This is a genomic window from Streptomyces sp. NBC_00727 (assembly GCF_045161745.1).
Taxonomy (GTDB): Bacteria; Actinomycetota; Actinomycetes; order Streptomycetales; family Streptomycetaceae; genus Streptomyces.
Window position 1 is genome coordinate 1,846,619 of the sequence record NZ_CP108981.1, and the last position, 21,250, is coordinate 1,867,868.

Sequence of the window (21,250 nt, forward strand, 5' to 3'; positions counted from 1 at the left end):
CCCCCGACCCGCCGGAACCGCCTCGGCCCCATCGGCCTCCCCCCGGCCGATGGGGCCGAGTGCTGTCCCGGTGCCGTCAGCGCAGGTGGGACGTGTCGTTCAGCAGGCGTACGGAGGCGTTGCCGTCCGCGTAGTACGCGACGGCCGAGACGGACGCCGCCGAGAGCTCCATCCGGAACAGTGCCTCCGGCGGGGCGCCCAGGGCCAGCCGTACCAGGGTTTTGACCGGAGTCACGTGCGTGACGACGAGGACCGTGCGGCCGGCGTACCGCGTGATCAGGCCGTCGCGGGCGACGGCCACCCGGCGGGCGACCTCCGCGAAGCTCTCGCCGCCACCGGTGGGCGCCGCGTCCGGGGAGGCGAGCCAGGCGTCCAGGTCCGCCGCGTACCGCTCCTTGACCTCGCCGAACGTGAGTCCTTCCCAGGCCCCGAAGTCCGTCTCGCGCAGCCCGTCCTCGATCCGGACCTCCAGGCCGAGCCGGTCCGCGACCGCGCCGGCCGTCTCGCGGCAGCGGCGCAGCGGCGAGCTGACGATCTCCTGCACGGTGCCCCGGGCGGCGAAGGCGGCCGCCGCCCGCTCGGCCTGGTCGCGGCCGGCGGCGGAGAGCTCGGGATCGGTTCCGCCGCTGCCGGAGAACCGCTTCTGCGGGGTGAGGGCCGTCTCGCCGTGCCGCAGCAGTACGAGCGTGGCGGGGGCGCCCAGGTCGGGCGCCGAACCCCAGCCCACCTGCGGGGTCACCGGATCGGACGCCGGCGGGGCGGGGGCGGAGACGGCGGCGGCCGGGGGCGGCGCGGTCCGGGAGGCGCCGGAGATCTCGGTGCCCGGCAGCGGCTCGGGCTCGGCGCCCGTCCGCTTCAGCGCCGCCCTCGCACGGGCCGCACCCGCCACCGCGTCGCCGGGCGGGCCCTCCGTCGGGGGCAGCGCGGCCGCCACCGGGGAACGCGGGGTGTCCAGGGCGGCCGTGGAGGCCGAGGGGTCCCACTGGGCGCCGCGCCGGCCGGCGTCCATCGCCTCGTTGGCCAGCCGGTCCGCGTGCTTGTTGCGCTCGCGCGGGATCCACTCGTACGTGACGTCGGCCCCGGGCAGCACGCCCGCCGCCTCGGCGGCGAGGGGCCTCATGTCCGGGTGCTTGATCTTCCAGCGGCCGGACATCTGCTCGACGACCAGCTTGGAGTCCATCCGCACGTGCACCCGGACCCCGGTGCCCACCGGGCCGTCCGCGAGCAGCGCGCCCACCGCGCGGAGGCCGGCGACGAGGCCCTTGTACTCGGCGACGTTGTTGGTCGCGGTCCCGATGTACTCGGCGGCCTCGGCCAGCGTCTCGCCGGTGTCCGGGTCGATGACGACCGCGCCGTAGCCGGCGGGGCCCGGGTTGCCCCGGGAGCCGCCGTCGGCCTCGACGACAAAGCGGCGCGGCCGGTCCACTACAGGCCCGAGTCAGCCGTGCGGACCAGGATGCGGCGGCAGTTCTCGCAGCGCAGCACCGTGTCGGGGGACGCGGCCTTCACGTCGTTGATCTCCGTGATGTTGAGCTCCAGGCGGCAGCCCTCGCAGCGGCGCTGGAAGAGGCGGGCGGCGCCCACCCCGCCCTGCTGGGTGCGGAGCTTGTCGTACAGCTTCAGCAGGTCGGCCGGGACCGAACCGGCGACGACCTCGCGCTCCTTGGCGACCGTGGCGGCCTCCGCGTCGAGCTCCCGGGTGGCGGCGTCGCGGCGGGCGGTGGCGTCGTCGGCCTTGGCCTGCACGGCGGCGACCCGGTCGGTCAGCTCGGCGACCCGCTCCTGGGCGGACTCGCGGCGCTCCATGACCTCCAGGACGATGTCCTCCAGGTCGCCCTGGCGCTTGGCGAGCGAGGTGATCTCGCGCTGGAGGCTCTCCAGGTCCTTCGGCGAGGTGACCGCGCCGGAGTCCAGGCGCTGCTGGTCGCGGGCGGCGCGCTGGCGGACCTGGTCGACGTCCTGCTCCGCCTTGGTCTGCTCGCGGGCGGTGTCGCTCTCCTCCGTGGTGGAGGCGACGAGCAGGTCGCGGAGCTGGGCGAGGTCGGCCGTCAGCGACTCGATCTCGGCGTGCTCGGGCAGGGACTTGCGGCGGTGCGCGAGCTGGGAGAGGCGCTGGTCGAGCGCCTGGACGTCGAGAAGTCGGATCTGGTCGGCGGGCGCGGCGTTCAGTTGGGGGCTCCAGAAGAGTGGTGGGCGGTCCAGGGGTCGGTGACCTGCTTCGAGACGTGGACCCGCAGGTCCCATCCGAGGCGGTCGGAAATCGCGTCGAGCTGTGCCGCGGCCTGCTCGCACCACGGCCACTCGGTGGCCCAGTGTGCGGCATCGACCAGGCCGAGCGGCGAGTGCTGGGTGGCCTCGGAGGCCGGGTGGTGGCGCAGGTCGGCGGTGAGGAAGGCGTCCACGCCTGCGGCGCGCACCGCGTCGAAGAGGCTGTCGCCCGATCCGCCGCTCACCGCGACGGTGCGCACGAGCGCGTCCGGGTCCCCCGCGAGGCGGATGCCCTGCGCGGTGGCGGGCAGCCGGGCGGCGGCGCGGGCGGCGAACGCAGCGAGGGTCTCGGGGTGGTCGAGCACGCAGATCCGGCCGAGTCCGCGGCGCCCCGAGGGGTCCGTCGGGTCCGGCACGAGAGGGCGGTCGACGCGCAGGTCGAGGGCGGCGGCCAGGGCGTCGGAGACACCGGGGTCGGCGGTGTCGGCGTTGGTGTGGGCGACGTGCAGCGCGATGCCGTGGCGGATCAGCGTGTGCACGACGCGGCCCTTGAAGGTGTCCGCCGCGACCGTCGTCGTACCGCGCAGGTAGAGCGGGTGGTGGGTCACGATCAGGTGCGCGCCCAGCTCCTTCGCCTCGTCCGCGATCTCCTGGACGGGGTCGACGGCGAAGAGCACCCGGTGGATCTCGGCGTCCGGATCACCGCAGACGGTGCCGACCGCGTCCCATCCTTCGGCCCGCTCGGGCGGCCAGAGGGCGTCGAGCTCGGTGATGACATCAGACAGACGGGGCACGGAGGAAAGGCTACCTGCCCGCCGCGCCCCCGGAAGCCCCGGGAACGGGCCGCCCGGCGGTGGTCCCTCACGAAGCACACCCACCCTCGGCCCGACAATGAAATCCGGCCATCACCACCCTTATGTGTGAAGTGGGGAGGCTCGTGTTGTTCGGCTGGAAGTGCGAAAACTAGCTTCGGTTGCCGGAGGTGATGAGTCGATGACTGCCTGTGCCATCGAGGGCGGGACCACCACGGGTGACGACGAGACGGCGGAGCCGGAGCCCGATCCGGGCGATCCCGCGGGGGCCGCGGGGACCGGCCCGGCGGAGGGTGCCCGAGCGCCGGGAGCCGTCGTAGCGGCCGCTCCTGCCGAAACGGTTTTGCCGCCCTTCGTGCTCACCGCCGACGGGGCGTACGGCGCCCGGCTCACCGCCGCTCCGGCGCCCGGGCCCGACACCGCCTGGTACGCCGAGCGCTGGACGCTCGACGGGCCCGAGCCGTACGCCGTGCCGCTGCCCACCGACCAGCCGGAGGAGGCGGAGGCGCAGGTGCTGCCGCTCGCCGACGGGCGGGTGCTGATCCGGCGCCGGGTCGCGGAGCGGCACACCTTCTCGCTGCTCTACCCGACCGGCCCCGGCACCGGCGAGCTGCTGCTCGGGGCCGTCGAGCGCGACGCACTGACCCTGCTGCCGCCCTCGCCCGACGGGGTGAGCGCGTATGCCCTGGCGGTCGGCGAGTACTCCACGGAGCTGTGGCGGGTGGCGGGCGGGGCGTCCGGGCCCGAGCACATCGCGGACCTGCCGGGCCGCTGTTCCGGCGGGGTCTGGCTGGACCGGGCGGGCCGGCTGCTCGCCCTGGACCGGGAGCCGGCCGGGGGCGGCCCGGTGAAGACGGTCGCGGTGGACCTGGGGCGGGGCGCCGAGATGACGCCGCTGCTCCAGATCGCGCCGGACAGTGACGACCGGCTGCTGCTCGCCGACCCGGACAGCGGGCTGCTGCTGATCCGCTCGGACGCGCCCGGCCACGACCGGCTCGGCTGGGGCGTCCTCGGCAGCTGCCTGCCGGTGCGCTTCCCCGAGTGCCTGCGCCTGCCGGACCGTACGGTGGCGCCGGTCGCCGTGCAGCCTGGCCAGATGCTGATGCCGGAGAGCTGCGCGGTGGCCCTCAGGATCGACGGGGCGGCGGGCAGCCGGCTCGGGCTCTGGCGCCCGTCGGGCCGGCGGCTGCACCAGCTCGCGGCGCCCGGCGGCTGGCTCGCGGGCAGCGGGATCTGGTCCCGGGACGGGGTGCTGAAACTCCCGTACGCCGACGGGGACACGGCGTGCGCGGTGGCGCTGCTGGAGATGCCGGCGGAGGCGGAACCGGCGTGCGACGGAAGTGGTACGCAACCTTCCGCCGCGCCGATGACTCCTCCTGTGTGTACCCCGGTTCCCTTGGGGCAGGCGCCTCTCGTGGGGCGTACGGCCCCTGACTAAGCTGGGGCGGGGCTCACGCAACCGTGCTTCTCGGTCACCGAACGTGACCTTTTCCCGGGGACGGCGGCGTGACGCCCCGGTCGACACACACGTAAGCGATCACAACGGGGTGACTTCCCACATGTCTGAAGCCCAGACCGACACGACCCGGACGTACCCGCCGGCGGCGGACGCGCAACGGGGCGACGCCGGCGGCTCCGGAAAGCACCGAGGGGGCGTGGCGACGGACGACACGGCGGCGACACCGGCGGGCCGCCACCGCCGTCCCGCCGAGGAGGGCGGCGCGGCGGCGGCCTGACCGCCGTACGCCGGAAGGAAGAACGAGGAGAAGAACGCGGTGCCCCCGCCGCCGTGGCACGACCACGGCGGCGGGGGCACCGCTCTTCGCCGACACCGTTGTCGCGCAGGCGCGATGACAAATGTCATGGCAGACCGCGTACACATGCCTCTGCCACACCGCACTCACGCTCCGTAACGTCGTAGACATGACGCAGACGAGGGACGACGAGGCAGCGGTGGTGTTCACCGGGGCGGTGAAGACCTTCGGGCGGGCCGGGCGGAGCGTACGCGCCGTCGACGGGATCGACGTGCGGATCGGCCGCGGCGAGACCGTGGCCCTGCTCGGCCGCAACGGGGCGGGCAAGTCCTCCACCATCTCGCTGCTGCTCGGGCTGAACGAGCCGGACGAGGGGAGCGTGCGGGTCCTGGGCCGCTCCCCCGAGCAGGCGGTGCGGGCCGGGCTGGTCGGCGCCATGCTCCAGGAGGGGAAACCGATACCGAAGGTGACCGTGCGCGAGCTGGTCTCCTTCGTCGCCTCCACCTATCCGCGTCCGCTGCCGGTCGCCGAGGCGCTGGTTCTGGCGGGGGTGTCGGAGTACGCGGACCGGCGCATCGACAAACTCTCGGGGGGCCAGACCCAGCGCGTGCGGTTCGCCGTGGCGCTGGCGGGGAATCCCGAGCTGATCGTGCTGGACGAGCCGACCGCCGCGCTGGACGTGGAGGGGCGGCGCGCGTTCTGGGACTCGATGCGGGCCTACGCCCGGCGCGGCAACACCGTGCTCTTCTCCACGCACTACCTGGAGGAGGCCGACGAGAACGCCGACCGGATCGTCGTCATCGACCGGGGCCGGATCGTCGCGGACGGCAGCGGCGAGGCGATCAAGGACGCGGCCGGACACAGCCAGGTCTCCTTCGACCTCGCGGGCCGGTCCACCGAGGGCCTGGACCGGCTGCCCGGTGTCGTCACCGTCGAGGTGACCGGGGACCGCGCGCTGCTGCGCACCGACGACTCGGACGCGACCGTCGTGGAGCTCGCCCGGCTCGACATGGTCCGGGGCCTCCAGGTCTCCCGGGCCACCCTGGAGACCGCGTTCCTCGCGCTCACCGCCCCCGGGGCGACCGCGCCGCGCGGCACCGCACTCGCGAAGACCGCGCCCAGCACCGAGAAGGAGACCGTCTGATGTTCCAGTACATCCTGCTCGAAATGCGCCGGACCCTGCGCGACGGCAGCTTCCTGATCTTCGGTACGGGGATGCCGGTGATGATGTATCTGATCTTCACCAACATCGGCTCCGACGACAGCGCCGACGGCTGGAAGACCGCCTCCATGGTCGGCATGGCCGCGTACGGGGCGCTCGGCTCGGCCATGTCGATAGGTACGGGCGTCGCGTCCGACAAGTCCCTCGGCTGGCTCCAGCAGTTGAGGATCACGCCGCTCTCCCCCTCGCACGCCGTGGTGGGCCGGGCCGTCAGCGGTTCGGTGACGGTACTGCCGGTGATCCTGACCGTGCTGGCGTCCGGCGCCCTGGTCAACGGGGTACGGATGGCGGCCTGGCAGTGGGCGGTGCTGGTCCTGGTGCTGTGGCTGGGCGCGCTGCCCTTCACCCTGCTCGGCCTGGGCAACGGCTACCGGCTCACCCCGCAGGGCACCGGCGTCGTCAACGTCGCCTGCCTGATGGGCTTCGGTGTCGTCGGCGGACTGTGGTTCCCGCTGGAGATGCTGCCCGAGTGGCTGCGCTCGGTCGGCCGGTTCACGCCCGCCAACCGGTTCGCCGACCTGGGCTGGGCGACGACCGACGGACACGCTCCGGGCGCGACGACGCTGGTCGTGCTCGCCTCGTGGCTCCTGCTGTTCGGCGCGTACGCGGTGATCTCGTACCGTCGGTCCGCCAGGACCGTGTGACGGGAGCGAACATGCCACGGAACGGACGTCCGTCGTTCAGGGAGCGCCGCCGGATGCGGAAGGAGGGCCGCAGGCCCGGCCCGCCGTCGCCCTATGCCCTGCTGCCCTGGCTGCTGATGGGGCTGGGCGCCTTCTCCAACCTCTTCCAGGGCGAGACCCCCACGCCCTGGATCGCGGGCGCCGGCCTGCTGGCCTTCAACTCGCTCTACATCTCCGTGGTGTTCCGGGGTTTCACCAAGGTGAAGCGCGAGAGCCCGGTGACGTACGTCCTGCTGGGCTCCCTGGCCGCGGTCACCTTCGCCCTGGCCATCGGTTACGGCGGCAGCTGGCTGCTGTTCTTCCCGCTGCTCTCGCTGGCCGCCGGCACGGTCCTGCGCCACCGCTGGCTGGCGGCCGGACTGCTCGGGCTCGCGGTCGCCGCGTGCGCGGTCGCGGTCTGGCGCGACGACAGCGCCTCGCCGCCGTGGACGCTGGGTTACGGGACGTTCATCTCCGGGGCCGTGACGTCGGCGATCCTCAGGCTGGCGGAGACCGTGACGGAACTGCGCGCCACCCGGCAGGAGTTGGCCCGGGCCGCCGTCGAGCGGGAGCGGCTGCGCTTCTCGCGGGACCTGCACGACCTGCTGGGCCACACGCTGTCGGTCATCGTGGTGAAGTCGGAGGCCGCGCGCCGGCTCGCCCCGCGCGACATGGACGCGGCGCTCACCCAGGTCGCCGACATCGAGTCCGTCGGGCGCCAGGCGCTCACCGAGATCCGCGAGGCCGTCACCGGCTACCGCGAGGGGAGCCTCGCCACCGAGCTGGACCGGGCCAGGTCCGCGCTGACCGCCGCCGGGATGGAACCGGTCGTCCGGCGCTCCGGGCCGCCCCTCGCCCCGCAGACCGAGGCGCTGCTGGGCTGGGTGGTGCGGGAGGCCGTCACCAACGTCGTGCGCCACTCCACGGCGACGCGCTGCGTGTTCGAGGTCAGCGGCACCGGTGAGAAGGTCCGGCTGACGGTGACCGACGACGGCCGGGGCCGGCGCGAGGGCCCGGCGCCCACCCCGGGTATCGGCGGCACCGGTCTGAAGGGGCTCACCGAACGGCTCGCCGCGGCGGGCGGCTCCCTGGTGGCGGGCCCGGGCGCGGCCAGCGGCTTCGTGGTCACCGCCGAACTGCCGGTGGACGCGGGTGGCGGTGAGGAGGACGGCGACGCGACGGTCCCGCCGGGAGCCGGGGGCGGACCGGACTGCTCGCCTACCCTGGGCCGGTGAACGAGATGCCACAGGAGCACCCCCCGGCCACGTCCGTACGCGTTCTGCTCGCCGAGGACCAGGGGATGATGCGCGGCGCGCTCGCCCTGCTGCTCGGTCTGGAGCCGGACATCGAGGTGGTGGCCCAGGTCGGCGCGGGCGACGAGATCGTGGCGGCGGCGCTGGCGTCCCGGCCGGACGTGGCGCTGCTGGACATCGAACTGCCGGGGCGCAGCGGCCTGGACGCGGCGGCGGACCTGCGCGAGGAGGTCCCGGACTGCCGGGTGCTGATCCTGACCACCTTCGGCCGGCCGGGCTATCTGCGCCGGGCGATGGAGGCCGGGGCGGCGGGCTTCCTGGTGAAGGACGGCCCGGTCGAGGAGCTGGCCGAGGCGATCCGCCGGGTGCTGGCCGGGGAGACGGTCGTCGATCCGGCGCTGGCGGCCGCCGCGTTGAGCTCGGGGCCGAGTCCGCTGACGGCGCGTGAGCGGGACGCGCTGGTCGCGTCGGCGGACGGGGCGACGGTCGCCGACATCGCCGCGAAGCTGCACCTGTCGGAATCGACGGTCCGCAACTACCTGTCGTCGGCGATCGGCAAGACGGGCACCCGCAACCGCATGGAGGCGGTCCGCGCGGCCCGTCAGCAGGGCTGGCTCTGACCACGCGTCCGCGTTGCCGCGTCTTCACGTCTGCACGTTTCGTCCGTTCCGTCACCACTCCGGGGGCCCTGCCGCTTCATGTCGTCCCACATACCCGCGCCCCGGCGCACTCCCCCGCTCTGGCTCGTACCGGCACTCTGGACCCTGGGCCTCGGGCTCTGGGGGCTCTCGCGGCAGGGCAGCCTGTGGCGGGACGAGGCCGCGACCTGGCAGGTGGCGCTGCGGTCCGCCGCCGACATACGGGCCATGCTGGCCAACGTCGACGCGGTCCACGGGCTCTACTACCTGCTGATGCACGGGCTGTTCGACTGGTTCGGGCCGACGACCACGACCCTGCGGCTGCCGTCCGTGCTGGCCATGGCGGTGGCGGCGGCCTGTGTGACCGTCATCGGTGAGCGGCTGGGCGGGCGTTGGGCGGGCCTGGGCGGCGGGATGGTCCTCGGTCTGCTGCCGGCCGTGCAGTTCTATTTCCAGGAGGGCCGCCCGTACGCGCTGGTCGCGGCCGGGGCCGGGATCTCGACGCTGCTGCTGGTGACGCTGGTCCGGGGGCCCGCCCGGTGGGGGCGCTGGGCGGCGTACGCGGGGGTCGTGCTGCTCGGCGCGCTGCTGAACTGGTTCTCGCTGCTGATCCTGCCCGCACACGCGGCGACCCTGGCGTGGAGCGGGGCGCGGCGCGGGGTGTGGGGCCGCTGGACGGCGGCGGCGGGGGCGGCCGTCGTGGGGGCGCTGCCGCTGGTCCTGTTCACCTCGGGCCAGTCCGAGCAGGTGTCCTGGATACCGCCGCTGACCTGGCACATGATGATCGGCCCGGCGGTGCTGCTGGCGATCGGCGGCCTCGGGGCCCTGGTGGACCGGCCGGGTGCGGGGCGGCTGTCCCTGGCGTCGGTCGGGCTGCCGCTGCTGGCCGTTCCTCAGCTGGGGCTGGTCGCGGTGTCGCTGTTCAAGCCGCTGTTCCTGGACCGGTACGTGCTGTTCAGCATGCTGGGCCTGGCGCTGCTCATCGGCTCACCGCTGGGGGCGGCGGTACGGGCGGTGGCGCCCCGGTTCCCGGCGGCGTCGCGGTGGCTCGTGCCCGTGCTGCTCGCCTGCGCGGTGGCGGCGCTGCTGCCGCAGTCGCTGGCCAAGCGGTCGCCGTCGAGCCGGGTGGACGATGTGCTGGCCATGACGGCGGACGTGCGCCGGCTGAAGGAACCGGGCACCGCGGTGGTGTTCCTGCCCGGCGCCCGGCGCGACGCGAGGCTGGTCTCGCCCGGGGCGTTCACCGGTCTGCGGGACATAGCGCTGGCCCGGGGCCCGCGCGCGTCCGGAACGCTGAACGGGGTGGAGGCGGACCCGGCCCGGATAAGGGACGCGATGCTGGCGGAGCCGCGGATACTGCTGGTCACGGACACCCCGGAGGCGGCCCGGCCGGAAGCGACCCGGCGCGAGAAGGTGAAGGCCGCGGTGCTGAGGGACCACTTCAGCGTGATCGCGGACGAGCGGGCGCGGGGGCGTCGGGTGACCCTGTACGAACGGAGGTGATCTGCGGCGCGCGGTGGCGCGGGAGCCACAGCAGCATCAGGAGCAGGCCGCCGAGCAGGACGCCGCCCGCCGTGCGGAAGGCCAGCGCGTAGCCGGCGGTCAGCGCGGCAGGGTCCGCCACGTCACCGGTGCGGGCCGCGGCGACCGTGGAGAGCACGGCCAGGCCGAGCGCGCCGCCCATGGTGCGGGAGGTGTTGACCAGGCCCGAGACGAGACCGGCCTCCCCCGGGGCCGCCCCCGACGTGGCCAGCGAGGCGAGCGGGGTGGAGGCGAGCCCGGCACCGGCCATCATGAGCACGCCGGGCAGGCAGACCGCGGTGAGGTAGGAGCCGTGCACGGTCATCGTGGACTGCCAGCCGAAACCGGCCGCGGCGACGACGGTGCCGATGAGCACGAGGTTCTTCGCCCCGACGCGGGCCATCAGCCGGGGCGCGCTCTTGGAGCCGACGACGACGGCCAGCGAGGACGGCATCAGGGCGAGCCCGGCCTGCAGCGCGCTGTAGTCCAGGACGTTCTGCGCGTACACCGTCATGAAGTACCACATCGAGAACGTGGCCGAGCCGATGACGAGCATCGCCACGTTCGCGGAGGCCACCGCCCGCGTCCCGAGCACCCGCAGCGGCATCAGGGGCTTCGCGGTACGGGTCTCGACGAGGACGAACAGGGCGAGCAGCGCGGGCCCGCCCAGGAGCGGCACCAGGGTCGCGGCGGCGGTCCACCCCGCCTCCTCGGTCTGCACGATGCCGTACGCCACGGAGGCGAGGCCCGCCGTGACGAGGACGGCGCCCAGGAGGTCGATGCGGCTGCGGCCGTCCGTGCGGCCCTCGGCGAGCCACAGGGCGGCGCCGGTCAGCACGAGCACCCCGACGGGCACGTTGATCAGCAGCACCCAGCGCCAGGACAGCGCGTCGGTGAGCACCCCGCCGACCAGTCCGCCGGCCGCGCCGCCGCCCGCGCCGACCGCCATCCAGGTGCCGATGGCCTTCGCGCGGGCGGGGCCCTCGGGGACGGCGGCGGTGAGCAGGGTGAGGGTGGCCGGGGCGAGGACGGCGGCGCCGAGCCCCTGCGCGGCGCGGGCGGCGAGGAGCTGCCAGCCCTCCTGGGCGAGCCCGCCGGCCAGCGAGGCGGCGGTGAACAGGCCGAGGCCGACGAGGAACATCCGCTTGCGGCCGTAGAGGTCGGCGGCCCGCCCGCCGAGCAGCATGAACCCGGCGAACGCGATCGAGTACGCGTTGAGCACCCACTGCAGTCCGGCGGTGCTCAGCCCCAGGTCGGCGCGCATGGACGGGAGGGCGACGTTGACGACGGACACGTCGAGCACCACGAGGAACTGTCCGACGCAGGCGGTGAGGACCACCGCCCAGGTGCGGGTTCTGGTCCGTTCGGCGGGCGGTGCGGATGTGGAGACGTCAGCCATGGGTGTCATACTCGCAGCCGCCGAGTGCCCCGTACATCGGTTTCCGGGTCCGGTCGGTCCCGGTCCAGCGGCGTAGGACCGGCGCTCGATGTGGCACGGGGTCAGGCCCACTCCGTGCGCGCCCCGCGCGCGGCCGCGGCCGATTCGCACCCCATGCACCGGAATACGCCGTAGCCGAAGAAGGTTCACTCTGCACAGACTTGGCGGTCGGCGCTGCCCTCGGCGCCGGCCGCACGACCGTACGCACCGACTCGCCACTGCCGCCCGGAGGCCGCACGCATGCCACAGACGACGCACGAAAAGCCCGCCGCGGAGCTTCCTGATCCGCGCGCGAAGGCGGGCCGGGGGATCGTCCCCGTGCTCGCCTTCGCGGGTATCACCGTCGCCGTGATGCAGACCCTGCTCGTCCCCGTCATCAAGGACCTGCCCGCCCTTCTGCACACCGATCCGTCGAACGCCACCTGGGTGATGACCGCCACCCTGCTCGCCGGGGCCGTCTCCACCCCGATCATGGGGCGGCTCGGAGACCTGTACGGCAAGCGCGGGATGCTGCTGGCCAGCCTCGCCGTCATGGTCGTCGGCTCCCTGATATGCGCCTTCACCGACGACCTCGTGGTCATGATCGTGGGCCGCGCCCTCCAGGGCTTCGCGATGGGCGCGATCCCGCTGGGCATCGGCATCATGCGGGACGAACTGCCGCGCGAGAAGCTCGGTTCGGCGATGGCGCTGATGAGTTCGTCGATCGGGGTGGGCGGCGGACTCGCGCTGCCGGCCGCCGCGCTCGTCGCCCAGCACACCGACTGGCACACCCTCTTCTTCGGCTCCGCCGGGCTCGGCGTGCTGGCCATGGCGCTGACCGTGTTCGCCGTCCCCGAGAGCTCGCTGCGCGCCCCCGGCCGCTTCGACACCGTCGGCGCGCTCGGCCTCTCGCTCGGCCTGGTGCTCCTGCTGCTGCCCATCACCAAGGGCTCCGACTGGGGCTGGACCTCGCCCACCACGCTCGGCCTGATCGCCGCTTCGCTGGTCGTGCTGGTGCTGTGGGGGCTGTTCGAGCTGCGCAGCGAGGCGCCGCTGGTCGACCTGCGGACCACGGCCCGCCGCGAGGTGCTGCTGACCAACCTGACCTCGATCATGGTCGGCGTCGCGTTCTACGCCGTCTCGCTCGTCCTGCCCCAGCTGCTCCAGCTGCCCGCCTCCACCGGTTACGGCCTCGGCCAGTCGATGGTGGTCGCCGGGCTCTGCGTGGCCCCGCTCGGCCTGACGATGATGTTCGTCGCCCCGCTGTACGCCCGGATCTCCGCCCGCAGGGGCCCGAAGGTCTCCCTGATCCTCGGCATGCTGGTCATCGCGATCGGTTACGGGGCCGGGCTCGGCCTGATGAGCGCCGCCTGGCAGACCGTGGTGATCGCCGTGCTCCTCGGCGCAGGCATCGGGCTCGCCTACTCCTCGCTGCCCGCCCTGATCATCGGGGCCGTCGACGCCTCCGAGACGGGCGCGGCGAACGGGCTGAACACCCTGATGCGCTCCATCGGCACCTCGGTCTCCAGCGCGGTGATCGGCATGGTCCTGGCCCACACCTCGACCCGGATGGGCCCGGTCATGGTGCCGACCATGCAGGGCTTCCGGATCTCGTTCCTCATCGCGACGGGCGCGGTGGTCGCCGGTCTCGTCCTGGCCTCGTTCCTGCCGTCCCGGCGCACGGCCACCGCGCCGGTGCTCCTGGCCAGCAGCGAGGGCGACGCGGCGGCCGGGCGCGCCGCCGCCGAGGACGTCGAACCGCTCCCGCTGCCGGGCCCCGAGGGCTTCCGCGGCCGGGTGCTGGACGCGGAAGGGGCGCCGGTCGCCGGGGCCAATGTGACCCTGATCGACCGGCAGGGCCGGCAGGCGGGGCTCACCACCACGGACGCGTGGGGCCGCTGGGCGCTCGCCGCGCCGGAGGCCGGCACCTTCGTCCTGGCGGCGTCCGCCACGGGGCACGCACCGCGCGCCTGCCCGGCGCGGAGCGGCCACGTGGTCACCGACCTCGTGCTGGGGGCCGTCAGCGCGCCGGAGCGTCGGACCCCGGTTCCGTCGTAAGCAGGCAGGACGGGTACGGCGTCCGCGTCATGACCCGCCGCCGGCGGAGCCGCTGACTCTCCGCGCACCGCCCCCGCCGGTACCTTCGGCGGGGGCGTACGGCACGATGGCGCCCTACCCGTCCCACCAGGAGGAACACCGTGGCCGCCGAGCCCAAGCCGGAGATTCTCGCCGCGTTCCAGGCCGCCAAGGGCTTCATGCCGGTGGTCGAGGGGCTCGCGCTGTACGCCGCCGCCGCCGAGGCCGCCGCGCTCGGCCTGCCGCTGCTGGAGGTCGGCACCTACTGCGGGCGCTCCACGATCCTGATCGCCGACGCGGCGCGGGCCGCCGGGGTCACCGCGCTCACCGTGGACCACCACCGGGGCAGCGAGGAGCAGCAGCCCGGCTGGGAGTACCACGACCCGACCGTGGTGGACCCGGAGGTCGGCCGGATGGACACCCTGCCCACCTTCCGCAGGACGCTGCACGCGGCGGGCCTGGAGGACCACGTGGTGGCGCTCGTGGGGCGTTCGCCGCAGGTGGCGGCGGTGTGGGGCAGCCCGCTCGGCTTCGTCTTCATCGACGGCGGCCACACCGACGAGCACGCGGGCGGCGACTACGAGGGCTGGGCCCCGCACCTCGCGCAGGGCGGCCTGCTGGTGATCCACGACGTGTTCCCGGACCCGGCGCACGGCGGCCAGGCCCCGTACCGGGTGTATCTGCGGGCGCTGGAGTCGGGGGCGTTCACGGAGATCTCCGTCACGGACTCGCTGCGCGTGCTGCGCCGGACCGGCCCGGGCATCTGAGGACAGAAGCCGTACGGGGGTGCTCGGGCCGGTCCGCGGACAGCCCGGACACCGCCGCGCCCGGCCGGTAGCATCGCCGGGTGCGTCACGACGAGAGCCTTCCCCCCACCCCGCGCCGCCGCCCGCTCCGGCTCGCCGCCGCCGCTGCCCTGCTGGGCCTGGGCCTGGCCGGCTGCGGCGGCGGCGAGGCCGGCGGAACCGCGCAGGCCCAGGCCGGGCCGAGCGGAGGCGCGGCCACCGTCCCGCCGTCCGCATCGGCCTCGCCGTCCCCCGCGCCCACGAAGGCCGCCCCGTCGCCGTCGAAGTCCCCGAAGTCCCCGTCGAGGCCCCCCTCGAAGACCCCGCCCGCCCCCACCGGGCCGCTGTCCGGCAGGACGGTGGTCATCGACCCCGGGCACAACCCGGCCAACCACCTGCACACCGCCGAGATCAACCGCCAGGTCGGCATCGGCACCGGGCACAAGGAGTGCGACACCACCGGCACGGCCACCAACGGGGGTTACGCGGAGGCGGAGTTCACCCTCGACGTGGCGCACCGGCTGCGGACGCTGCTGCGGGACCAGGGCGCGACGGTGATCCTGACCTACGACCGGGACCGGGCGTTCGGGCCGTGCGTGGACGAGCGGGCACGTATCGGCAACAAGGCCCACGCGGACGCGGTGGTCTCCATCCACGCGGACGGATCGGCCGTCGGCAACCGGGGCTTCCACGTGATCCTTCCCGCGTCCGTGCGCGGCGGGGGCGCGGACACCTCGAAGATCGTCGCCCCCTCGCGCGACCTCGGCACCCGTATCGCGGGGCTGTTCGTACGCAGTACCGGAAGTTCCCCTTCCAATTACATCGGCGGCAAAACAGGTTTGGACGTCCGCGAGGATCTCGGCGGACTTAATTTGTCGACCGTGCCCAAAGTCTTCATCGAATGCGGCAATATGCGTGATCCCAAGGACGCCTCTCTGCTCACCGACCCGGGCTGGCGCCAGAAAGCCGCCCAGGGCATCGCGGACGGCATCGGCAGCTACCTCAAGGGGTAAGCAAGGGGTGATTCTGCGATGAATTCGGGAGGATGTCCGCGCACCGACCGGGCAGGAACACAACCCGCCCGGGCAGACGATAGATTCATCCGTACGATGGGGAGCCGTTCCCGAGCTTCGAGCCGTGCCCGCCGAGTATTCGGCGGCGACGACGACCGCCCCGACGAGACGACCGACTAAGGACCTTCACGTGAATATCCGCTCCCTCACTCGAGGCGATGGCGTGGTGATCGGAGCAGCGGTCGTGCTGTTCATCGCCTCGTTCCTCGACTACTACGACTACGGAAGCAACAGTGTCGACGCCCCCAACTCCTGGGACGGCCTGGGCAACGGCATCGGCGTCTACATGGTCGGAGTGATCGGCGCAGCGCTGATCGTGCTCGCCCGTTCCCAGCCGCAGCCGCGGAAGGTCGTGGGCCTCGACCTCGCCCAGTTCGGCGTAGCCGCAACGGTGTTCACCGCGTGGAACATGTTCTGGACGATCATCGACCTGGGTCAGATCGACGCGGGCGCCGGCCTGATCCTCGGCTTCATCGCCTCGCTGGCGCTGGCCGCCGGCGCGGTCGCCTCGCCGCTGGTCCCGGCCCTCAAGGCCCCGCTCGCCGGCACCCCGAACCCGCAGGCCGTGCAGCCGCCGTACGGTGGCCAGCCCGGCCAGGGCTACGGCTACCCGGGCGGTCCGCAGCCGGCGTTCGGCGGTCAGCAGCCGGGCCAGCCGCAGCCGTACGGCGCGCAGCAGCCGGGCCAGCCGGGTCAGCCCGAGGCGCAGAAGGCTCCGGCGGCCCCGGCGGCCGGTGGCGGCTCCGGTGACTTCACGCCGTTCTGGTTCGCGGTGCCGGTGGCCCGCCAGCTGTACAACGAGGACGGTTCGCAGGCCCCGATCGCCGAACTGGCGCCGGGCACCTGGTACCTCGCGGTCGAGCAGCGCGGTTCGGCGCTGATCGCCCAGACGCAGGACGGCCGTCGCGGCGTCCTCCAGGACACCACGGGCATCCAGCGCGGCTGACGCGCCCTGCCCGGCCGGCGGCCCCCCTCCCTCTCCGGGCGGGGGGCCGCTGCCGTGTCCACGGGCTCAACCCGCCGCCCGCTCGGGGATCTTGCCCTTCCGGGTCCAGCGGAGCAGTTCGTCCGCTGTCCAGGTGGTGACCACCCGCTCCGGCGGGACCCCGCACTCCTCGGCGCGGGCGCAGCCGTACGCCTGCCAGTCCAGCTGGCCCGGTGCGTGCGCGTCGGTGTCGACGGCGAACAGGGTGCCCGCGGCCACGGCCCTGCGCAGCAGCCCGCGGGGCGGATCGAGGCGTTCGGGCCTGCTGTTGATCTCGACGGCGGTGCCCGCATCGGCGCAGGCGGCGAAGACCTCGTCGGCGTCGAACGCCGACTCGGGGCGGCCCCGGCCGGTGACCAGGCGGCCGGTGCAGTGGCCGAGGACGTTCGCCTGCGGGTGGCGTACGGCGGCGACCATGCGCCGGGTCATCGGCGCGGAGTCCATGCGGAGCTTGGAGTGGACGGAGACCACGACCAGGTCGACCTGTTCGAGGAGGTCCTCCTCCTGGTCCAGGGAGCCATCGAGGTTGATGTCGCACTCGATGCCGGTGAGCAGCCTGAACGGCGCCCAGCGCTCGTTGAGTTCGGCGACCTCGGCGAGCTGTCGGCGCAGCCGCTCCGGGGAGAGGCCGTTCGCGACGGTGAGCCGGGGCGAGTGGTCGGTGAGCACCGTCCAGTCGTGGCCCAGCTCCGCCGCCGCCCGGCCCATCTCCTCGATGGGGCTGCCGCCGTCCGACCAGTCGGAGTGCGTATGGCAGTCGCCGCGCAGCAGCGAGAGCAGGTGCTCGCCGCCCTTCGCGAGCGGTCCCGCGCTCGAAGCCTCGGACTCCAGCTGCTCCAGGTAGCCGGGGGTCTCACCGGCCACGGCCTCACGGATCACCTGGGCGGTGCGGGGGCCGATGCCCTTGACCCGTTCCAGCGAGCCGTCGGCCGCGCGCCGCTCCACCTCGCCGTCGTCCATCGCGGCGACGGTGCGGGCGGCGGTGCGGAAGGCCTGGACGCGGTAGGTGACCGCCCTGCCGCGTTCCAGCAGGAAGGCGATCCGCTCCAGGGCCCGGGCGGGGTCCATCGGCACCTCCTCGGTGGGACGGGACGGCCTGCGGCCGCCCGTCCAGCTTGGCGCAGCACGGCCCGCCGCGCACACCGGCCGGTCCCTCCTCAGCCGAAGGAGGTGCGCTCCAGCCAGAAGTCCAGCAGTCCGGCGTCGCCCAGGACCTCCACCCGGCCGCTGTCCGGGGCGAGGCGGCGGTTGAAGACCAGCATCAGGTCGGTGAGCGGCCCTCGCAGCGCCACGGTCGCCTTGCCGTGCGCCCGGCTCCAGGTGACGCCGTCCGCGCCGAGCTCGATCAGCCACTCGGCGTCGGGCACGTCGGTGGCGTGCAGGTGCAGGGAGCGCCCGTCCCGGGGCAGTTCGGCGATCTCGCGGTCGCCCTCGGCCTGGACGAAGGTCACGATCTCCAGCCACTCGTCGATCGTGTCCGCCGCCAGCTCGGGCGTCATCGTGTACGGGGCCTTCGCGGCGAGGGCCGCGTCGGCGAGGTGGACGACGGTCTCGATGGCCATGCGGCGGGCCCAGAAGCCGGTGCTGTGTTCCCAGGCCCAGGACCAGACCTGGGCGTCGGGGCCGGCCTCCCGGAGCGCGTCGGCGGTGCCGGCGGCCCCTTCCGCGAGCCAGGCGTCGAGCGCGGCGGGGTCGTCGCCCGCGGGGCTGTTGTCCGGCACCTTGTCGTCCGCCACCGCCTCGGCCGCCCGGGTGCGGACGATCTCGCCGGCCCAGCGGTGGGCTCGGCCGACGTGCTCGGCCAGTTCGCGCAGGGTCCAGTCGGGGCAGGTCGGTACGGTCGCGCCGAGGTCGGCTCCCCGGATCGCCGCCCTCAACTCCTCGGTCAGCCGGACGATTTCATCGCAGTAGCGTTCATGCGCAAGAAGAGCCATGATCGCACCCTAGTGCGACGGGCACCGCTTCCACATGCGGTTATCCGCCGAGCTGCGAGGTGGACGGGACCTTGTCCTTCACCTCGGCGCCCGCGCTCTTCCCGGCGTCCTTGATGCCGCTGATGACATCCTCGAAGGCGCCGATGTCGCCCGCTCCCGCCTCGCCCTTGCGGAGCTTGGTGCTTGGGGGTGGCTTGCCCGCGGTGAGCGGGGCGACGGCCTTCGACAGCAGCGGGTCGCCCTTGGCGTTCTCCGTCGCGGCCTTGAGCCGGTTGCAGGCGAAGCCGCCCGCGAGCCCTGCCTTGCCGAGGGCGAAGGTGCGCCCGTCGGCGCCCTTCTTGAACTTCCCGGCCCGGTAGGGCTTCACGATTTACTGGTACGTGGCGCCCGCGGCCAGCCCCGCGTTGGCGACGAACCTGGTCTTGGCCCACTTCTGCGCCTCGGCCGACGAGGTGCCGGTGGGCGAGGCCGAACTGCTCGTGCCGCTGTCCTTGTCGTCGCTCCCGCACGCGGCGGATCCCGCCGGCACGGCGCAGACCAGCAGCAGCGCGACGAGCAGGCGGCGGAGCGGTACGGGTCGGGGACGGCGGGCCTCCCTGGCCGGGCGGAGCGGGTGCCGGGGCCCGGCACTCCCCGCCAGGCTGGCCGCGCCCCGGCCAACCCGCCACCGCTGCGCGGCCGTACGGGTTCGGCCACCGGGTTTCGGCCGCGGCGGAATGGCAAAACGGAGACCATGTCCTACAGCAGAGGCAACAGCATCACCGCAGCGCGTGTCATCGCCCTCGTGGCGGACGTCATGGCCTTCATCATCGGCCTGTGGATCCTGATGTACCTGCTCGACGCGAACCGCGGCAACGAACTGGTCGAGTTCGTGCGGGACACCGCCAGGTGGCTCGCGGGCTGGTCGTACGACCTGTTCACGTTCGACAAGGCATGGGCCAACGTCGTCGCCGGCTACGGCCTCGCCGCCCTGGTGTACCTGTTCATCGGGCACGCCGTCGCCGGCCGCGTCCGGCGCTGACGGAAGCCCTCAGCCGCAGCAGTCCGGCTCCAGCCCCCTCGGCAGCCGTTCCCCGCTGAAGACGGCGGTGGTCGCCTCGTCCCCACCGAGCGCGGCCACCGCCAGCAGCAGCGAACCGGCCGTCCACGAGGTGCGTTCCTCGGGCCAGAACGCCCGGTTGCCCCCGAAGACGTACCCCGTCCAGTACATGCCGCCCTCGGCCCGCAGGTGCTGGATGGACTGGAGGATCTCCAGCGCCCTGTCGGACTCGCCCATCACCCAGAGGGCCAGGGCCAGTTCGCAGCTCTCGCCGCCGGTCACCCACGGGTTGGGCAGCACGCAGCGCACTCCGAGACCCGGGACGACGAAGCGGTCCCAGCCCTCCTCGATGCGCTCCTTGGCCTCGGGTCCCGTGACGGCGCCGCCGAGGACCGGGTAGTACCAGTCCATCGAGTACTGGCTCTTGTCGAGGAAGCGCTCCGGGTGGCTGCGGATCGCGTGGCCGAGCGCCCCGGTCGCCAGCTCCCAGTCCGGCTGGGCCTCCTCGCGGCGTTCGGCGATGGCGAGCGCGCAGCGCAGGGCCTGGTGGATGGACGAGGACCCGGTCAGCAGCGCGTCCGTCACCTCCGTGCCGTCGTCCTCCCGCTTCCAGCCGATCTGGCCGCCGGGCTGCTGGAGGCGCAGGACGAACTCGACGGCCGCGTAGACCGTGGGCCACATCCGGTCGACGAAGGCGTCGTCGCCGGTGGCGAGGTAGTGGTGCCAGACGCCGACGGCCACGTAGGCGCAGAAGTTGGTCTCCCGGCCCCGGTCGGTGGGCCGCTGCGGGTCGCCGTCGTGGTAGGCGGCGTACCAGGAGCCGTCCTCGTTCTGGTGGCGGGCCAGCCACTCGTACGCGCGTTCCGCGGCGGCGTGCTCGCCGGCCGCGTCCAGGGCCATCGCGGCCTCGGTGTGGTCCCACGGGTCGAGGTGGTGGCCGCGGAACCACGGGATCGCGCCGTCCTCGCACTGCGTGGCGAGCAGCGCGGTGACGGTCTCGGCGGCCTGCGCGGCGGTGAGGACTCCGGGCAGGACGAGGTGTTCGGTCCGCTCGGGAAGGCTCACGCCTCGGCCTCGGCGGCCGCTGCGGCGACGGGCAGGTGCGGCTTGGTCGCGTACGCCACGAAGCTCTTGCCGACGACCGGGTTCAGGAGCTGCTCGGCGACCCGGGTCAGGGCGGGCTTCTTCATGATGTCCCAGACCAGGAGCTTGTGGTACGCCTTCACCGGCAGCGCCTTGTCGTTGTCGACCCCGAACGCGCACTTCAGCCACCAGTACGGGGAGTGCAGCGCGTGGGCGTGGTGGGTGCCGTACGGCTTGAGGCCGGCGCCGCGCATCCTGCCGAGCAGTTCGTCCGCCTTGTAGATGCGGATGTGGCCGCCCTCGACCTCGTGGTACGCGTCGGAGAGGGTCCAGCAGACCTTCTCGGGGCCGTAGCGCGGGACGGTGACGGCGATCCGGCCGCCGGGCCTGAGCACGCGGACCATCTCGGCGAGCACGCCCTTGTCGTCGGGGATGTGCTCCATGACCTCGGAGATGATCACGACGTCGAAGGACTCGTCGGGGAAGGGCAGGTTGAGCGCGTCGCCCTCCATCGCGGTGGCGGTGGCGCCCTCGGGGGCCTCCCCGGCCTCCTTCATCGCCGCGAACCACTTCGCGACCTCCCGGATCTCCTCGCCGTTCTGGTCGAGGGCCACCACCTGGGCGCCGCGCCGGTAGCACTCGAAGGCGTGGCGTCCGGCGCCGCACCCGAGGTCGAGCACGCGGTCGCCTGCGGCGAGCGGGAAGCGGGTGAAGTCCACGGTCAGCACGAATGCCTGCTTTCGCGGTCGGGGGTGGGTCGGGGGTCAGGTGCGGGGGCCCGGCGGGCG

The 21,250-nt window shown here is 73.8% G+C and carries 20 protein-coding genes and 1 pseudogene; 12 read left to right on the forward strand and 9 right to left on the reverse strand.

Features of this window, described 5'->3' with window-relative positions:
* Window positions 1-76: 76 nt before the first annotated feature.
* From OG242_RS08205 to OG242_RS08215, 3 genes are read right to left on the reverse strand one after another with little or no spacing between them, the layout of a single operon-like run.
* Window positions 77-1,426 (reverse strand): bifunctional RNase H/acid phosphatase, encoded by a 1,350-nt coding sequence (locus tag OG242_RS08205; RefSeq protein WP_405897508.1) that lies wholly within the window; start codon window positions 1,424-1,426, stop codon window positions 77-79.
* Window positions 1,426-2,169, reverse strand: coding sequence for a zinc ribbon domain-containing protein (locus OG242_RS08210; protein WP_405901550.1), 744 nt, complete (start codon window positions 2,167-2,169; stop codon window positions 1,426-1,428). Before OG242_RS08210 ends, OG242_RS08205 begins: the two co-directional genes overlap by 1 nt.
* Entirely contained in the window at window positions 2,166-3,002 is an 837-nt protein-coding gene (locus tag OG242_RS08215; protein WP_405897509.1) for a Nif3-like dinuclear metal center hexameric protein, read from the reverse strand. The genes OG242_RS08210 and OG242_RS08215 overlap by 4 nt, the downstream gene beginning before the upstream one ends.
* Before the next feature lie 199 nt (window positions 3,003-3,201).
* Between OG242_RS08215 and OG242_RS08220 the strand changes: the two genes are divergently transcribed.
* The 7 genes from OG242_RS08220 to OG242_RS08250 all read left to right on the forward strand — a co-directional run bounded on the left by OG242_RS08220 (window position 3,202) and on the right by OG242_RS08250 (window position 10,052).
* Window positions 3,202-4,458: a hypothetical protein gene (locus OG242_RS08220; RefSeq protein WP_405897510.1), complete on the forward strand. Its 1,257-nt coding sequence runs from the start codon at window positions 3,202-3,204 to the stop codon at window positions 4,456-4,458.
* A gap of 121 nt (window positions 4,459-4,579) precedes the next feature.
* The gene (locus OG242_RS08225) at window positions 4,580-4,756 is read left to right on the forward strand and encodes a hypothetical protein (protein ID WP_405897511.1); all 177 of its coding nucleotides are present in this window, start codon (window positions 4,580-4,582) and stop codon (window positions 4,754-4,756) included.
* A 187-nt stretch (window positions 4,757-4,943) separates the two neighbouring features.
* Window positions 4,944-5,918: an ABC transporter ATP-binding protein gene (locus tag OG242_RS08230; RefSeq protein ID WP_405897512.1), complete on the forward strand. Its 975-nt coding sequence runs from the start codon at window positions 4,944-4,946 to the stop codon at window positions 5,916-5,918.
* Complete coding sequence (locus OG242_RS08235) at window positions 5,918-6,640, forward strand: ABC transporter permease (RefSeq protein ID WP_405897513.1); 723 nt, start codon at window positions 5,918-5,920, stop codon at window positions 6,638-6,640. The genes OG242_RS08230 and OG242_RS08235 overlap by 1 nt, the downstream gene beginning before the upstream one ends.
* Before the next feature lie 53 nt (window positions 6,641-6,693).
* A complete protein-coding gene (locus tag OG242_RS08240) occupies window positions 6,694-7,893 on the forward strand; it encodes a sensor histidine kinase (protein WP_405897514.1) in 1,200 nt (399 codons plus the stop codon).
* Window positions 7,894-7,898: 5 nt separating this feature from the next.
* Window positions 7,899-8,531, forward strand: a complete 633-nt coding sequence (locus tag OG242_RS08245; RefSeq protein ID WP_093710821.1) for a response regulator transcription factor — start codon at window positions 7,899-7,901, stop codon at window positions 8,529-8,531.
* A gap of 78 nt (window positions 8,532-8,609) precedes the next feature.
* Window positions 8,610-10,052 carry a hypothetical protein gene (locus OG242_RS08250; protein ID WP_405897515.1) on the forward strand — a complete coding sequence of 481 codons (1,443 nt, stop codon included), beginning with the start codon at window positions 8,610-8,612 and terminating at the stop codon, window positions 10,050-10,052.
* Here the strand turns inward: OG242_RS08250 and OG242_RS08255 are convergent.
* Window positions 9,991-11,478: an MFS transporter gene (locus tag OG242_RS08255; RefSeq protein ID WP_405897516.1), complete on the reverse strand. Its 1,488-nt coding sequence runs from the start codon at window positions 11,476-11,478 to the stop codon at window positions 9,991-9,993. The genes OG242_RS08250 and OG242_RS08255 overlap by 62 nt on opposite strands.
* A 270-nt stretch (window positions 11,479-11,748) precedes the next feature.
* On the opposite strand from OG242_RS08255, the gene OG242_RS08260 reads away from it, so the two are divergent.
* The 4 genes from OG242_RS08260 to OG242_RS08275 all read left to right on the forward strand — a co-directional run bounded on the left by OG242_RS08260 (window position 11,749) and on the right by OG242_RS08275 (window position 16,367).
* The gene (locus OG242_RS08260; RefSeq protein WP_405897517.1) at window positions 11,749-13,545 is read left to right on the forward strand and encodes an MFS transporter; all 1,797 of its coding nucleotides are present in this window, start codon (window positions 11,749-11,751) and stop codon (window positions 13,543-13,545) included.
* 140 nt (window positions 13,546-13,685) lie between these two features.
* A complete protein-coding gene (locus OG242_RS08265) occupies window positions 13,686-14,330 on the forward strand; it encodes a class I SAM-dependent methyltransferase (protein WP_405897518.1) in 645 nt (214 codons plus the stop codon).
* A gap of 80 nt (window positions 14,331-14,410) precedes the next feature.
* Window positions 14,411-15,361, forward strand: a complete 951-nt coding sequence (locus OG242_RS08270; protein ID WP_405897519.1) for an N-acetylmuramoyl-L-alanine amidase — start codon at window positions 14,411-14,413, stop codon at window positions 15,359-15,361.
* 223 nt (window positions 15,362-15,584) lie between these two features.
* A complete protein-coding gene (locus OG242_RS08275; RefSeq protein WP_405897520.1) occupies window positions 15,585-16,367 on the forward strand; it encodes a hypothetical protein in 783 nt (260 codons plus the stop codon).
* 66 nt (window positions 16,368-16,433) lie between these two features.
* Here the strand turns inward: OG242_RS08275 and OG242_RS08280 are convergent, their stop codons facing one another.
* From OG242_RS08280 to OG242_RS08290, 3 genes and pseudogenes are all read right to left on the reverse strand, one after another.
* Complete coding sequence (locus OG242_RS08280) at window positions 16,434-17,474, reverse strand: PHP domain-containing protein (RefSeq protein WP_405897521.1); 1,041 nt, start codon at window positions 17,472-17,474, stop codon at window positions 16,434-16,436.
* Window positions 17,475-17,563: 89 nt separating this feature from the next.
* Window positions 17,564-18,340 (reverse strand): maleylpyruvate isomerase family mycothiol-dependent enzyme, encoded by a 777-nt coding sequence (locus OG242_RS08285; protein WP_405897522.1) that lies wholly within the window; start codon window positions 18,338-18,340, stop codon window positions 17,564-17,566.
* Between the two features lie 40 nt (window positions 18,341-18,380).
* A pseudogene (locus tag OG242_RS08290) lies at window positions 18,381-18,899 on the reverse strand (hypothetical protein).
* A gap of 174 nt (window positions 18,900-19,073) precedes the next feature.
* Here OG242_RS08290 and OG242_RS08295 point away from each other — a divergent pair.
* On the forward strand, window positions 19,074-19,361 hold the full coding sequence (locus OG242_RS08295) for a hypothetical protein (protein WP_405897523.1): 288 nt from the start codon (window positions 19,074-19,076) through the stop codon (window positions 19,359-19,361).
* 9 nt (window positions 19,362-19,370) lie between these two features.
* Here the strand turns inward: OG242_RS08295 and OG242_RS08300 are convergent, their stop codons facing one another.
* Together OG242_RS08300 and OG242_RS08305 are read right to left on the reverse strand one after the other, a co-directional pair.
* Window positions 19,371-20,444: a prenyltransferase/squalene oxidase repeat-containing protein gene (locus tag OG242_RS08300; protein ID WP_405897524.1), complete on the reverse strand. Its 1,074-nt coding sequence runs from the start codon at window positions 20,442-20,444 to the stop codon at window positions 19,371-19,373.
* A complete protein-coding gene (locus OG242_RS08305; protein ID WP_405897525.1) occupies window positions 20,441-21,190 on the reverse strand; it encodes a class I SAM-dependent methyltransferase in 750 nt (249 codons plus the stop codon). Before OG242_RS08305 ends, OG242_RS08300 begins: the two co-directional genes overlap by 4 nt.
* Window positions 21,191-21,250: the final 60 nt, after the last annotated feature.

What these genes read in the sequence shown, in the direction of transcription:
- OG242_RS08220 (WP_405897510.1), top strand. Translation starts at nt 3,202, where the DNA reads ATGACTGCCTGTGCCATCGAGGGCGGGACCACCACGGGTGACGACGAG.
- OG242_RS08225 (WP_405897511.1), top strand. Translation starts at nt 4,580, where the DNA reads ATGTCTGAAGCCCAGACCGACACGACCCGGACGTACCCGCCGGCGGCG.
- OG242_RS08230 (WP_405897512.1), top strand. Translation starts at nt 4,944, where the DNA reads ATGACGCAGACGAGGGACGACGAGGCAGCGGTGGTGTTCACCGGGGCG.
- OG242_RS08235 (WP_405897513.1), top strand. Translation starts at nt 5,918, where the DNA reads ATGTTCCAGTACATCCTGCTCGAAATGCGCCGGACCCTGCGCGACGGC.
- OG242_RS08240 (WP_405897514.1), top strand. Translation starts at nt 6,694, where the DNA reads ATGCGGAAGGAGGGCCGCAGGCCCGGCCCGCCGTCGCCCTATGCCCTG.
- OG242_RS08245 (WP_093710821.1), top strand. Translation starts at nt 7,899, where the DNA reads ATGCCACAGGAGCACCCCCCGGCCACGTCCGTACGCGTTCTGCTCGCC.
- OG242_RS08250 (WP_405897515.1), top strand. Translation starts at nt 8,610, where the DNA reads ATGTCGTCCCACATACCCGCGCCCCGGCGCACTCCCCCGCTCTGGCTC.
- OG242_RS08255 (WP_405897516.1), bottom strand. Translation starts at nt 11,478, where the DNA reads ATGACACCCATGGCTGACGTCTCCACATCCGCACCGCCCGCCGAACGG.
- OG242_RS08260 (WP_405897517.1), top strand. Translation starts at nt 11,749, where the DNA reads ATGCCACAGACGACGCACGAAAAGCCCGCCGCGGAGCTTCCTGATCCG.
- OG242_RS08280 (WP_405897521.1), bottom strand. Translation starts at nt 17,474, where the DNA reads ATGGACCCCGCCCGGGCCCTGGAGCGGATCGCCTTCCTGCTGGAACGC.
- OG242_RS08285 (WP_405897522.1), bottom strand. Translation starts at nt 18,340, where the DNA reads ATGGCTCTTCTTGCGCATGAACGCTACTGCGATGAAATCGTCCGGCTG.
- OG242_RS08295 (WP_405897523.1), top strand. Translation starts at nt 19,074, where the DNA reads ATGTCCTACAGCAGAGGCAACAGCATCACCGCAGCGCGTGTCATCGCC.